At 61.0% G+C, this 14,429-nt stretch carries 10 protein-coding genes; 4 read left to right on the forward strand and 6 right to left on the reverse strand.

The window, feature by feature from the left end:
* Positions 1 to 54 precede the first annotated feature (54 nt).
* The gene (locus CHU95_RS00570; RefSeq protein WP_094452670.1) at positions 55 to 1,422 is read right to left on the reverse strand and encodes a M48 family metalloprotease; all 1,368 of its coding nucleotides are present in this window, start codon (positions 1,420 to 1,422) and stop codon (positions 55 to 57) included.
* A 139-nt stretch (positions 1,423 to 1,561) separates the two neighbouring features.
* On the opposite strand from CHU95_RS00570, the gene CHU95_RS00575 reads away from it, so the two are divergent.
* Entirely contained in the window at positions 1,562 to 2,680 is a 1,119-nt protein-coding gene (locus CHU95_RS00575) for a pyridoxal phosphate-dependent aminotransferase (protein ID WP_245837777.1), read from the forward strand.
* Here CHU95_RS00575 and CHU95_RS00580 read toward each other — a convergent pair.
* Entirely contained in the window at positions 2,667 to 4,175 is a 1,509-nt protein-coding gene (locus CHU95_RS00580) for an alkaline phosphatase D family protein (RefSeq protein WP_133065358.1), read from the reverse strand. The two genes, CHU95_RS00575 and CHU95_RS00580, sit on opposite strands and share 14 nt — an antisense overlap.
* 228 nt (positions 4,176 to 4,403) lie before the next feature.
* Here CHU95_RS00580 and CHU95_RS00585 point away from each other — a divergent pair, with 228 nt between their 5' ends.
* Complete coding sequence (locus tag CHU95_RS00585) at positions 4,404 to 6,887, forward strand: glycogen/starch/alpha-glucan phosphorylase (protein ID WP_094452676.1); 2,484 nt, start codon at positions 4,404 to 4,406, stop codon at positions 6,885 to 6,887.
* 12 nt (positions 6,888 to 6,899) lie between these two features.
* Here the strand turns inward: CHU95_RS00585 and CHU95_RS00590 are convergent, their stop codons facing one another.
* A complete protein-coding gene (locus CHU95_RS00590; protein ID WP_165771919.1) occupies positions 6,900 to 8,006 on the reverse strand; it encodes an energy transducer TonB in 1,107 nt (368 codons plus the stop codon).
* A 116-nt stretch (positions 8,007 to 8,122) separates the two neighbouring features.
* On the reverse strand, positions 8,123 to 9,190 hold the full coding sequence (locus CHU95_RS00595) for a hypothetical protein (protein ID WP_094452680.1): 1,068 nt from the start codon (positions 9,188 to 9,190) through the stop codon (positions 8,123 to 8,125).
* A gap of 458 nt (positions 9,191 to 9,648) precedes the next feature.
* Between CHU95_RS00595 and CHU95_RS00600 the strand changes: the two genes are divergently transcribed.
* Complete coding sequence (locus tag CHU95_RS00600; protein WP_165771920.1) at positions 9,649 to 11,421, forward strand: DEAD/DEAH box helicase; 1,773 nt, start codon at positions 9,649 to 9,651, stop codon at positions 11,419 to 11,421.
* Between the two features lie 119 nt (positions 11,422 to 11,540).
* Positions 11,541 to 13,157 (forward strand): peptide chain release factor 3, encoded by a 1,617-nt coding sequence (locus CHU95_RS00605; protein ID WP_094452684.1) that lies wholly within the window; start codon positions 11,541 to 11,543, stop codon positions 13,155 to 13,157.
* Positions 13,158 to 13,169: 12 nt separating this feature from the next.
* On the opposite strand, the gene CHU95_RS00610 is transcribed toward CHU95_RS00605, so the two are convergent.
* Positions 13,170 to 13,670 (reverse strand): hypothetical protein, encoded by a 501-nt coding sequence (locus CHU95_RS00610; RefSeq protein ID WP_133065359.1) that lies wholly within the window; start codon positions 13,668 to 13,670, stop codon positions 13,170 to 13,172.
* A 190-nt stretch (positions 13,671 to 13,860) separates the two neighbouring features.
* Positions 13,861 to 14,322: a spore coat protein U domain-containing protein gene (locus CHU95_RS00615; protein WP_207762328.1), complete on the reverse strand. Its 462-nt coding sequence runs from the start codon at positions 14,320 to 14,322 to the stop codon at positions 13,861 to 13,863.
* Between the last annotated feature and the right edge of the window lie 107 nt (positions 14,323 to 14,429).

Consider the following 14,429-nt stretch of genomic DNA (forward strand, 5'->3'; position numbering starts at 1 on the left):
CCGGCATTATCGCCGGTCCAGATGGCGACGAGGTCCGGTCATCGCCTTCTGATGTTAGTTATATTCCCGCGATACCGGGTGGCTTTCGACCATAACCCGGATGTCCTGCGCCCGGATCCATTCCGGCGAACCGGCCGGCAGCATCCGTTCAGCACGATCCGCATGGTACTTGGCCGCCCGGATATCGCCACGCGACAGCGCTTCTTCTGCCCGGGCATAGGCCAATTGTGGCTGCATGTCGGCACGGCTGTAGGCCGATGACAGAAGCCGCCAGGTCAGGGCCGAGTTGTGTTCAAGCCGGGCTGCCGCCAAAAGATGGGTGATCGCTTCGTTCAGGACGCGGTCATTGCCCACTTCCAGCAACGCATGGCCCAGCGCATTGCGCAGCAGACCCGATTCCGGGTCCAGACGCACAGATTCCCGATAAGGAATGACGGCATCCGCTGCCCTGCCATCCTCAAACAGAATCTGGCCTTTCAATTCATGGAAATAGGCGTTGTCCTTTTCCTGCGCGATCAGGCCGTCGGTCATTACCAGCGCCTCGCGCACATTGCCGCGCTGATACAGCGCGATGGCCCGGGCATAGCGCGCAGGGATCGACGTGTCGGTCGCAGCGTAATGGCGCAATGCCAGTTCCGGACGCATGAACCCCATGAGTTTGGCCACCATGCGTTCATGCTTGGTGTAAAACTCCTCAGGCAAGCGCTTGCCATTGTTCTGTGATTTCGTTTCCACAAAATTACGGATGGCTTCGATGCGGTTACGGGTCAGGGGGTGGGTACGGACATACTCCACCTGCCGGCTTTCGGGCAGCAGTTCCTGACCGGCCAACCGCTGCATCATTTTCAGCAGGCCCTCGGACGACCAGCCCAGTTTCTCCAGATACTGCATCGCCGCCTCATCCGCCGCCCCTTCCTGGCCACGTGTGAAGGCGAAGAAGGTACGCAGGGCCGCTTCCTGACCGCCGCCCATCACGCCAATGCCGACGTCGGTACGACCGGCGCCGATGGCAGCGGCCATACCCAGCAAGGTAAAGATGCTGGCAATGGTGGCCGCATTCGACATGGCGTCACCGGCGCGGGCCAAGTGACCGCCAGCGATATGGCCGGTTTCATGCGCCGCCACGCCGATCAGTTCCTCCAGCGTCGTATCCATCAGGAAGCCGGTGTGGAAGAACATGTTCTGACCGCCGGCGACAAAGGCGTTCAGGCTGTCATCATTGACCATGGCAATGGTCACCGACTCCGGCACAAGGCCCGCCACCTGCAGGATGGGGGTGGAATAGGTGCGCAGGATATGCTCGATTTCAGTGTCACGGATGAAACTGATCGATCTCTGCGCCATGGCGGGTTGCACCGCCAGGGTCGCCGACATAAACAACGCCACGGCCGCACTGGCAATCCGCTTTGGAACCGCAAACATGTCTCTATCCATCGGCAAGGCCCCTCGGCCCGACAGTAGCCACGAAAAAGATGGCGAGGGAAGGGCGAGATTGAAAGATCCCGCCGTTGGACATGCCTGGGGCGCGTCGCGCCGTGGCAGTGTCGCGCCCTTTATCGTGATGGAGGTGATGCGTGCGGCCAATGAACGCGCGGCGGCCGGTGGCGATGTCCTGCATCTGGAAATCGGTCAACCCGGCACGCCAGCGCCCCGCGGTGTCATTGCGGCCGCACATGCAGCCCTGGACAATGACCGGATTGCCTATACCGACGCCTTTGGCATCCCCGCGCTGCGCGAGGCGATTGCCCGCTGGTATCGGGACCATTACGGCGTATCGGTGCCGGCAGAGCGCATTGCCGTGACCACCGGGTCATCGGCTGGTTTCCTTCTGGGTTTTCTGGCCGCGTTCGAGCCGGGGGACCGGGTGGCGCTGGCCGCCCCAGGTTATCCCGCCTATCGTAACATCCTGCGCGCCCTGGATCTTGTGCCTGTCGAAATCCCGACCGGTCCCGAAACCCGGTTCCAACCGACCCCGGCCCTGCTGTCGGCGATCAACCCGCCGGTCAAGGGCCTGATCGTGGCCAGCCCGTCCAACCCCGCCGGCACCATGCTGTCGCCCGACGCCTTGGCGGCGTTGGCCACCTGGTGCGAGGCCAATGGTGTCCGCCTGATCTCCGACGAGATTTACCATGGTATCGAGTTTACGCCCTTGCGGGGCCAGACAGCCCTCGCCTTCAGCGAGCGGGCCATCATCATCAACAGTTTTTCGAAGTATTTCAGCATGACCGGCTGGCGCCTGGGCTGGATGGTGGTGCCGCCAGAACTGCTGCGGGCGGCAGAGTGCCTGGCACAGAATCTCTATATTTCGGCGCCCACCCTCTCTCAACGCGCCGCCATTGCCGCCTTTGACTGCACCGACGAGGCCGATGGCCATGTCGCCCGCTATCGTCGCAGCCGCGATCTTCTGCTCCAGGAACTGCCGCGCGCCGGATTCGACAATCTTGCCCCTGCCGATGGTGCCTTTTACGTCTATGCCGACGTTAGCGGCATGACCAATGACAGCGAGGCGTTCTGTAAACGCATTCTTGCTGAAACCGGTGTCGCCATCACGCCCGGCCTGGATTTCGACACCGGACGCGGCCACCATTATCTGCGGATCAGTTTTGCGGCGGCAGAGGCCGATGTGGCGGAGGCCGCCCGGCGGCTGGTCGCATGGCGGCGGGGGCTTAACCCAGGGTGACAGCCCAGGTGCCATCCTGGGTTTCCGAATGCCATTCCGCCCGCAGGTCGCCTTCATCCTGGCCGTTGATGGTCAGGTAATTGCGCTGGGCCAGCAGGCGACGGCCGCTGGCTGCCATCGGTTCCATGGTCAGGGTCAAACGGTCCCACAGGCTTTCGCGTCTGGCGGCCAGCCGTTCCAGCAGTTGGATGGCCAGCCCAGCGGGCGGCGGATGCACAATGCCGGAACTGACCAATTGCCGAAGGCGGGTGCCAGGACCGGATATCAGGCCCGTGGCACCCAGATGCACCTCACCCGACAGGATGGTGACGCAGGTGCCACTGCGCCGGGCAAAGTCGGCGAGAATACGCAGAACAGTCCGCCATTCCTCCTGATGCGCGGGGCTGCGCCATTGATCGCGCAGGTCATCCTCCATCCTTTGACGCCCCGGCAAGAGGTTCAACACCCGCTCCGCCAGCCCAAAACCCGGAAAGATCAGCGGCACCGATGACATCAGCAACAGATGGCGGCAAGCGGCAAACTGGTCGAGCCAGAGCGGCAGTTCCGCCAGAGTAGCGGGCGACAGGACCTGCGTTTCCGTCCGCTCGCTGCGCAGGTCGGGGGCCAGAATGCCGACACCGTTCAACAACAGCCCCTGGCTGAATCCTGGCGGTGCTGAAGCCAGCACCGTATCGGATGGATCATCATCACCCATGCCAACCTGGAACAATCGAAACGCCCGGCGTGCGGCGGCATAGATGGCCTGATAAGAGGGGCTGTCCAGAAGTTCCGCCGGATGAGATCCCCAACCGTCAATGATGTCGTGATCATCCCACATGCACAAGGAGGCCACGCCAGCCTGGATCGCTGCTGGTTCCGCCTGGGTCCAGGCATGCAGGTAGGTTGCGATGTACCAGGCATCCAACTGCGACTCCAGGCCGGGGCCGGCCGCCATACCGGTGCGTTTCATCAGCGTCCGGGTTGCCGAAAGCTGTCCCAACGCCGGAACCCGTTCCCACAGGCCATCGGCATAGACCTGATCCCCGCCCATCAGCAGCAGATGCAGCGGCTGCGCCCGATGGCGGCTCAACAAGCGGGCCCACAGGGCATTACGTTTCAGCCCCGCCGCTTCAATTGTGTCTTCATCCTCGCAGCCGCCGCAACTGACAAAGGCGATCCGCGGCGGTATGGCGGTGCCGGGGACCGACAGAGTCCACTGCCGTTCATCATCCTGAAACCGGTAAATAGCTCGTCCATCCTGCAACCCACGCGGTACGGCAAAGTCGTAGCGCCAGAGGCGCAGGATGCCGGACGGGCAGGGCACCCCAACCGGCCCAACCGGCGGCAGGTCCCGCCATTCATGCAGGAACCGCGGCGGTACGGGCAGGGTGACCCCTTCCACCCGCAGATCAGGCGGCTCGGCCTCGCCAGCCAGCAGGAAACAAGCGGAGACGCGCCAACGCTGCGCCGACCCGGTCGCACCCTGGGCACCGCGTGCCCGTAGCAGCGGACCCATCAGGATGACCGGCGGCGCCGGGCGCGGACGGGAACGCTGTTTTGAGGGGGAGTTGGCGGGACGCATCGGCCTCAAATGGGTGACGGACGGACAGGGTCAAGCGGCAACAGCCCGACCGAACCGCGGGCCAGGGACAGATCGATGCTTTTTCCCATTGCCAAGCGGTCGGCGGCAAGGCGGAATGGTGACATCTTTCTGTCATTGTTGCTCTTGAAAGTCTGTCTTCCCATGGATGCCCGTTACCGTTCACGTGAAATTGGCCGCAAGGCGGAGGATGTGGATGCCCTGAAACGTTCCTTTTTGGAATGGTTGGTTTATTCAGTGGGCAAGGATGCCAAGACGGCAACGCGACGCGACTGGTTCACAACCGGCGCCCTGTCGGTGCGGGACCGGGTTGTGGATCGCTGGATGGACACGACACGCGGCGTTTATGCCGCCGATGCCAAGCGTATCTACTATTTCTCCATGGAGTTCCTGGTCGGACGGCTTTTGTCCAACAATCTGGATAATCTGGGCCTGACCGAAGTCTGCCGCGAGACGGTTGATCGCTTGGGTCTGCGGTTGGAGGAGGTGCTGGAAGCAGAACCGGACCCGGCCCTGGGCAATGGTGGTCTGGGCCGTCTGGCCGCCTGTTTCCTGGACAGCATGGCCACCCAACATCTGCCGGCTTTTGGCTATGGTATCCGGTATGAATATGGCCTGTTTGAGCAACGGTTTGACCAGGGCTGGCAGGTGGAATTCCCCGATAACTGGCTGCGCTTCGGCAATCCGTGGGAATTCGCCAGGCCGGAGGTGCTGTACCCGATCCATTTCCATGGCCATGTCGAAACCTATATCGACGGGGCGGGCATGGAACGACGCCGCTGGGTCGGCACCGAAACCGTGCATGCCATGGCGTTTGACACACCTGTCGTCGGTTACGGTGGCGAAACGATCAATACGCTGCGGCTTTGGTCGGCCCGTGCGCTGAGCGATTTTGACTTTACCCACTTTAACGATGGCGATTATCTGAAAGCTGTGGAAAGCAAGGTCCTGTCGGAAAACCTGTCGCGCGTGCTTTATCCCAATGATGCGACGGAAGTGGGACGCGAGTTACGCTTCAAACAGGAATATTTTTTCACCAGCGCATCCATTCAGGACATTCTGCGCCGGTATATGCAGCATCATAAGGACTTCGATGCGCTTCCGGAAAAAGCGGCCATTCAGTTGAATGATACGCACCCGGCCATTGGCATCGCCGAGTTGATGCGCATCCTGATTGATCTGCACGGCCTGGACTGGGACAGGGCCTGGGACATTACCCGCCGCACCTTCAGCTATACCAACCACACGCTGCTGCCCGAGGCACTGGAAAGCTGGCCTGTTGGCATGATGGAACGGGTGCTGCCCCGGCATATGCAGATCATCTATGATATTAATGCGCGGTTCCTGGATAGTGTCTGGGCCCGTTCCGATATCGATACAATCCGCCGTCTTTCACTGATTGACGAAAATGGCGAGCGGCGGGTGCGCATGGGTGGGCTGGCCTTTCTTGGCAGCCATAAGGTGAATGGCGTGTCGGCCCTGCATACCGATCTGATGAAACAGACGGTTTTTGCCGATTACCATCGCCTGTTCCCCGACCGTATCACCAATATGACCAACGGCATCACCCCGCGGCGATGGCTGCACCAGGCCAACCCGGCTTTGTCGCGCCTGATCAGCAGCCGGATCGGCGATGGCTGGATCACCGACCTGGGAAGACTGGCCGTCCTGAAGGAACGGGTGGGGGATGAAGTCTTTCAGGAGGAATTCCGGCGGGCAAAACGCCAGAACAAAAAACGTCTGGCCGCCTATATCGCCCGACATCTGCGTATTGATGTCGATGTCGACAGTCTGTTTGATGTGCAGGTGAAGCGTATTCACGAATATAAGCGGCAGTTGCTGAATCTGTTGCAGACAGTCGCGCTGTATAATGAGATCCGGGACAATCCAACACGCGATTTTGTGCCGGTGACCAAGATCCTGGCCGGTAAGGCCGCACCTGCCTATCACCAGGCGAAACTGATCATCAAACTGGCCAACGACATAGGTCGCGTTATCAACAATGATCCGCTGGTGCGGGGGCGGCTAAAGCTGGTGATGCTGCCCAACTATAATGTCAGCCAGGCCGAAATCATCATGCCGGCCGCCGATCTGTCAGAACAGATTTCGACAGCGGGTATGGAGGCGTCAGGCACCGGGAATATGAAACTGGCGTTGAACGGCGCCCTGACCATCGGCACGCTGGATGGTGCGAATGTCGAAATCCGTGACCATGTCGGAGCGGACAATATCTTCATCTTCGGCATGAATGCACAGGAGGTGCAGGAACTGCGCGACCAGGGTGCATTTGATCCACGCGCTGTCGTCGGCGCCAACCCGCATCTGAAACGGGCCTTGGACATGATCGGTGGCGGCGCCTTCAGCCCCGACGATCCGGGGCGTTTCCGGCCTATCGTGGACGCACTGCTGTACAATGACCATTTTCTGGTCACCGCCGATTTCGAGGATTACCGCAACAGCCACGCGACGGCCGTGACGCTTTACCGCAATAAGACGGAATGGACCGCCAAAGCCATAATTAACACCGCCAGCATGGGCTGGTTCTCCTCCGACCGCACCATTCTGGACTATGCCAAGCACATTTGGGGCGTCGCTCCAGTGCTGCCGGGAGCCGGTGAGGCAGATTGATAGCAGGACGGGTCAGTGGCGTCGCTTGAACCGTGACCCGATCTCCGCTTCTTCATTCTCATACTGATATTGAAACGACTGCACCTGTTTGACCAGGGTACCCGGATCGCCGACAGCGGCTGTCGGCTGATACCGCCAGGTGAGGATGGCTTTTTCGGTGGCAGTCGCGAACTGCGGGTTGCCTGATTTTTTCAACACTTTGGTTTCTTTCACCCGGCCATCCGCCGTCGAGACCAGGAATTCCACCGTCGCCTCGCCGGACACCGACATTCTATCACCGGGCATGTCGGGAACCTCCCGGAACAGCGGCTTTACCTCTCCCGATGGCACCGGCAGGATACGCGTCGCCTCAACCCACTTATCCTCTGTCGCCGAATCGCCCCGTTTGAAGGCGATATAGGCCAGCATGCCATAGGTAGGGCGCAGAACGGCTTTCACCGCGGGGTCATCCTGGCCAGCACCACGTTCGGCAACCGAGATAAACATCGGCTCGGCGCTGTCTTTGCGACCGCTTTCCATGGTTAACAGGGCCTGTTCATAATCGACCATCAGCCGGATGATATGGTTAGCTGGCACGGCTTCGGCCACCTGCGATGCACGATCCAGATATTTGCGAATTTCAACGACATCGACCGTGCCCTTCAACTGCCGTGCCTGAGTCAGCAGCGCGTTGACATGCCCCACGGAATCGGTGCCAAAATTCTTAGCGTAGAGACTGATCACCTGATCCTGGGCGTCGCGGGACGCCTCAAAGTCGCCGGCATTGATCAGGGCTTGGGCCAATTGTTCATGCACGGCGATCAGAGTTCCATCTTCCGGCCCCACATGCCGCTTCAGGGCGATGATGGCCTTGCGGATGGTGGAAGGCGCAGCTTTGGTGTTGCCGGTTTGCAGGAAGATGTCGATGGCGTTCAGCAACAGTCTTTCGTGGCTGGCTGGTTTGTATGTGGGCGACTGCTCATAAAGTTCCGCCGCCTGCCAGGCCAGATCGAAGGCTTCCTGCAAATTGCCGTCCTTCATCTTGGCCACAGAGGCCTTGTTGGCTTCCTGCCAAGTCATGGCTGACACGGGCAGGGCCGATAAAAGCAGAAAACACACCACCAGACTTGCAACGCGCATGGGAAACCCCTGGAGACACATCATGCGCTGGCAAGATATCTCTCACAGGGGTTTATATTCAATAGTGTTTACGTCCCTTTAGTTGCATACTATCGCATGCAGTTCCCGGAATGGTATCAGCTTGCAGCGTTGCTCACGTTTTGGCGGACGGTGATCAGGGAACCGGGCGTTCCCTCATTGGCCGTTGGCTGAAAACGCCAATTCAGGACGGATTTGCTCATCATCGACACATATTTAGGGTCACCACTGCTTTCCAGAACCCGCACTTCCTTGACCTTGCCATCGGCGGTGGAGACACGCAGTTCCATCGTTGCAGAGCCGCTGATGGTGCCGTCATTGATTTCTGGGACCGAGCGGAACAGCGGTTGCGGGCCGCCAACATGCTGCGGCAGGCCGCGCGTTGCCTCGACCATCTTATCTTCGGTATCGGGGTCGCCTTGACGTTGGGCGATGAAGGCCAGCATGCCATAGCTGTCACGTGCCAGACTGCGCACCGCGACATTTTCCGAGCTTCTGGCCTGTCGCACGATGGACCGGAATTGTGCCGCCGCCGCATTATCACGACCGGCATCCACACCCGCCATGGCCTGTTCAAATTCCACCTGAAGCCGGATGGGGTGGTCGGCAGGCAAACCTTTGGTCAGCCCGTCAATCCGATCTAGATAATGCTGGGCTGTAGCCGGGTCCCGCGCGGCCTTGGCCGTGCGCACCAACTCCAACTGGGCGCTGACACTACCCACGCTGTCAGCACCATAATTCTTTTCATAAAGTGTGGCCACGCGTTCATAGATCAGCTTGGCCTTGGCCTTGTCGCCCAGGACCAGATAGGCCTTAGCCAATTGTTCATTGAGCGCGATGGTTTCCGGTGCGCCATCGGCGACATGCCGCCCAATTGCTGCCAATGCTTTTTGCAGCATATCCGGCGTCTTTCCCGGATTCTGGATTTGCAGGAAGATATCGACCGCGTTCAGCAGCAGCCGTTCATGATTGCCCGGTTTATAATTGGGCGCCTTCTCATACAGTTCTGCCGCCTGCCAAGCCAAGTCGAAGGCCGGTTGCAGTTTACCTTCCACCATCAAAGCGACAGAAGCCTTGTTGGCTTCCTGCCAAGTGTTGGCCGCCAGTACTGGCGTCGTCAGCAAGAGCAGGCAGGTCGCGGCGGGGATCAATTTCGTTGCAAACATGCAACCTCCGGCAAATGTCAAGTAAAACCTGAATGTAACTTACGCCGGTTCTGTTTCAGGCTCAAGCCGCGAAAGTGGTTCCGGTAAAAAGTCTGCGATTGGTCCGCCCTGCGCCGGGCGCTGCCCAGCCTTGCCAAGGGCCCGGAACGATTTCGCTGGTGCAGCGGGCAGCGGATGGGCATAGTCCGCCCCGTACCGAGTGGCTGTGGGGCCCCCGGTGGCTACCCATGCCGCCATCAAGATATGCCCCGAATGATGAAAGTCGGGTCGTGTCGCTGCCCATCTCCTGATGATGGTGCCGCCCTTCGCTTTCCGAAACAGTCGAAGCCGCTCCCAGCGCAACCGCTGGCGTCGGGATGATCCCGCCGTCTGGCATCCCTTGCGCTCCAGCCTGCGTTCGGACCCAGGAAGGGCCGGCGGTGCGGAGCGTTTGGCTTTGTTCTAAGAAAGCACGTTCCTTGACCATTACCTTTTCCGAACTCGCCCTTCCCGCCGCCCTGATGCAGGCCGTTGCCGAATTGGGCTATGTCACCCCGACCCCGATCCAGGCCCAGGCCATTCCGGCGGCGTTGGAAGGCAAGGATGTTGTTGCGTCGGCCAATACCGGCACTGGCAAGACGGCCGCCTTTGTTCTGCCCGCCCTGGCGCGTATCGCCGCGTCGGAACGTCAGGCTGGTTCCTGGGGCCCGCGCGTCCTGGTACTGACCCCGACCCGTGAACTGGCCAGCCAAGTGCTGGACCAGGTCCGCCTGCTCTCGAAGTTCGGTCGTATCCAGACCGGCACCGTTCTGGGTGGCATGCCGTATCGTGCCCAGATCGAGATGCTGCGCCGCCGTGCCGATCTGATCGTCGCCACGCCCGGTCGACTGATTGACCATCTGGAAAATGGCAAGGTCGATCTGTCCTGTGTCGAAATGCTGGTGCTGGATGAAGCCGACCGCATGCTGGACATGGGTTTCCGCGACGCGGTCGAGCAGATTTCCAATGCCTGCCCGGCCGATCGCCAGACCCTGCTGTTCACCGCCACCCTGGACCGGACCGCTGAGAAGCTGGCCTCGGCCCTGACCAAGGACCCGGTGCGCGTCGATGTCGCCGGCAAGGCCGTGACCAACACTTCCATCGAGCAGCGCTGGCTGCGCGCCGATGGGCTGGACCATAAGCACAAGCTGCTGGGCCGCCTGCTGGAGGATGAAGCCTTCGGTAAGGGCATCATCTTCATGGCCACCAAGGCTGATTGCGACGTGATGGCCGATCAGCTCTCCGAACAGGGCCACCGTGCCATGCCGCTGCATGGTGACATGCAGCAGCGTGAGCGTAACCGCGTTGTGCAGTGGCTGCGCGACGGCCGTATCAATGTGCTGGTCGCCACCGACGTGGCCGCTCGCGGCATTGACATTTCCGACCTGTCCCACGTGATCAATTTCGACCTGCCGCGTGTCGCCGAAGATTATGTGCACCGTATCGGTCGTACTGGCCGCGCCGGCGCCACGGGCGTGTCCTACAGCCTGTTCACCCGCCATGACCGCAATCTGGTCCGCGCGATTGAACAGTATACCGGCCAGCCGCATATCCAGACCACCCTGCCGGGCCTGGAACCGATGCCCGAGCCGGAGCGCAGCAAGTACCGCCCCGGCGGTGCCGGCGGTCACAAGCCGTATGGCGCCCGCAGCAATCAGGCCGGCAAGCCCTATGGCAACAAGGGCGGTTTCGGCGGCCAGCGCCGTGAAGGCGGCTGGGGCGGTGAGCGCCGTGAAGGGGGCTATCAGGGTGGTGGTGAGCGTCGTGAAGGCGGTTTCCGCGCTGAACGCCAGGATGGCGGTTATCAGGGTGGCGAACGCCGCGAAGGCGGCTTCCGCGCCGAGCGTCGTGACGGTGGTTACCAGGGTGGCGAACAGCGCTCGCAGAGCGAGCGCCTGGGCGGCTGGCAGGGCGAACGCCGTGAGGCACAGCCGCAGGGCGGCGACCGGCCGCAGCGCGCTTGGACCCCGGATGCCAGCCCCGTTGCCGGCGAAGCCCGTGCCCCGCACCCGCACAAGGCCAATCCCTATAAGCCCCATGCCGGGAAGGGCCGTCCCCACGGCCATGGCGGCGAAGGCCGCGCTGATTTCCGGGACGCCGGCCAGGGGGGCGAAAAGCGCCGCGAATTCCGTGGTGAACGCCAGGGCGAAGGTCGGGCCGAGGGCCGCGAAGGCGGCGCCGCCCCGCTGCGCCGTCCGTTCCGTCAGGGTTGATGGCTGAAGGAGAAGCCCCTCTCCCGCCGCTGGCCGGGGGAGGGGCTTTTTCATTTCAAGTTTCGGTCCGTATCCGTTAAGTCACCAACGCCCGTCGCCCCGTTTGCCGAGTAGCATCCATGCCCGACAATATCCTTGAAACTGAAGTCGCCAAACGTCGTACCTTTGCCATCATCGCGCATCCCGACGCGGGTAAGACGACGTTGACGGAAAAGCTGCTGCTGTTCGGCGGGGCCATTCAGATGGCGGGTGCCGTGAAGGCACGCGGGGAGCAGCGGCGGGCACGGTCGGACTGGATGAAGGTGGAGCGGGAGCGCGGGATTTCGGTCACCGCCTCGGTGATGAATTTTGACTATGCTGACCGCACCTTCAATCTGGTCGATACGCCGGGCCACGAAGACTTTTCCGAAGACACCTATCGCACCCTGACCGCCGTTGACAGTGCGGTCATGGTGATCGACGCGGCCAAGGGTATCGAGGCGCAGACGCGTAAGCTGTTTGAGGTCTGCCGTCTGCGGGACGTGCCCATCATCACCTTCGTCAACAAGATGGACCGCGAGGCGCGCGATCCGTTTGAACTGATGGACGAGGTGGAGCGCGATCTGCAGCTTGAGGTCACACCCGCTTCCTGGCCCATCGGGTCAGGCTCCGACTTCCGGGGCTGTTACGATCTGATCCGCGATCGGCTGATCCTGATGGATCGCAAGGCGGGCGATGTGGCGACCGACGGCATTGAATGCCACGGCGTTGATGATCCCAAGATTGATGAGCTGATCCCCGCCGATCAGGCCGCCAAGCTGCGCGAAGATGTGGCCATGGTGCGGGAACTGTGCCCGCCCTTCAATCTGGAGACCTACCGCGAAGGGCATCAGACGCCGGTCTTCTTCGGCTCCGCCATCAATAATTTCGGCGTGCGCGAGCTGCTACTGGGTCTGGCCGAATATGCGCCGCCGCCGCGCCCGCAAAAGGCCGATGGTCGCGAAGTGGAACCAGAAGAAGGCAAGGTCACGGGCTTTGTGTTCAAGGTCCAGGCCAATATGGACCCCAATCACCGCGACCGTATCGCCTTTTTCCGCCTGTGCTCCGGCCATTTCAAGCGCGGGACCAAGCTGAAGCATATGCGCAGCGGCAAGATCCTGGCCGTAAACAATGCCGTGCTGTTCCTGGCACGCGACCGCGAGTTGGCCGAGGATGCGTTTCCCGGCGATATTATCGGCATCCCTAACCATGGCACGCTGCGCATCGGTGATACGCTGACCGAGGGGGAGGAGCTTCGTTATACCGGCGTGCCCAGCTTCGCGCCGGAACTGTTGCAGCGTGTGCGTCTGGATGACCCGATGAAGGTGAAGCATCTGCGCAAGGCGCTGGAGCATTTCGCCGAAGAAGGGGCGTCGCAGGTGTTCAAGCCCATCGTCGGCGCCGACTGGGTGGTGGGTGTGGTCGGTCAGTTGCAGTTCGAGGTGCTGGCCGCCCGGATCGAGGCTGAATATGGCATGAAGGCCCGGTTCGAGACCGCGGGCTATGACGCCGCCCGCTGGGTGGAAAGCGATGATCCCGTGGCGCTGAAGAACTTCATCGACAGCCGCCGTGCCGATCTGGCCGAAGATCATGACGGCGCCTTGGTCTATCTGGCCCGCAATGGCTGGCAGTTGAACCGCGCGCAGGAGGATTTCCCCGAACTGCGTTTCCTGAAAACGCGTGAGCAGAATAAGAGTGTGACGACGGCGGCGGCCTGACCGGGCCGCCATTTATCCTCCTTGCGTCCCCATTACCCGGTACAGGGCATTGTCAATCATGGGCGCGAAGGACCAGTCGGATGCCAGACATTCAAATGTTTCGTCCTTCATGTAGAACAGAAAGTGACGCATCCCGTCCGTATCGGGGCCAAGCGTGATCCAGTCCTCCGGTTGATCCCGCAACGGATCGGGACCGGTCAGTTCGTAGAATTCACCCCATTCCGGGGCTGCCTGGCGATAGCGGCATTGCCCCCTATACCAACCCTCGTCATTGGTTTCTCCCAGCCTGTATTGGCAGCAATTGCTGAACCGGAGTATGCCTTGTTCGCCCTCCTGGAAGGCGGGAAAGGCATAGTGATTCAGGATCAGGCGCATGTGGAGCGCACCGTCCAGTGTCCAGAATTCCGGTGCCGGGGATACAGGCTCTGAATTCCAGCCATGGTTCAGGCGGGTGAAGGTTGGCGGAGCTGGACGTAAGGGCATGCGCCGCCGACGATGTGAAAAGAATGACATGGGCCCGCTGCCTTCCTCGCCATCTGCCCATGCGATATCAGATCACACCCACCATATACAGAACTATGATGACGGGGATCGGGATACCGAGCGCCCATAGCAGAATGCCGCGCATGTTCGTTCTCCTTCCTGGATGGCGATGCCAGATGGAGGGAGATCGGCGGCAGACGGGCAGTTGTTCCCCGAATGGTCAGCGGGCGGCAATGGAGATGGTGATCGTGTCGGCATAGCTGCCGGCGATGGCATCGGCCTTTGCCGGGACGGTCACGGTGAAATTCTTGGTCGTGACCACAAGAGCGGGGCTCGTGCGTGTCAGCACAACACCGGCAGCCAGGGATCTGACGCCTGAATTGTCATAGCTGATGGTGTAAGGAACCTTGTTACCTGCTGCATCCATGAGCGAACCGGCATTCGCCGATGTGATGCTGATCTTGAACCCATTTCCCAGATTGCAGTGTTCGCGCACTCGCGCGACGTTCAGCCTGCTGGTGCCCCTGACAAGATCGATGCTGTTCGTGCTGGTTTGGCTAACCTGGACCGTGCAGTTTGTCTCCACCGTTCCCTTGATCGGAACGCTGTTGACGGCATTGGCAGGGCTGACAGCGCCCAGAATGGCCAAAACCGCCAGGAATGGGCGGAGAAGGTGGGACATGGATAACAACCTCGGTTCGATGGCCTTTTGGCCTTTTGGGCGGATGGTACCGCCCATACCGAACTGAGCAATGCTTGTGCCACCGGAGTGGATGCTGAAAACTGGGG

The organism is Niveispirillum lacus (genome assembly GCF_002251795.1).
In the GTDB taxonomy this organism is placed as follows: Bacteria; Pseudomonadota; Alphaproteobacteria; order Azospirillales; family Azospirillaceae; genus Niveispirillum; species Niveispirillum lacus.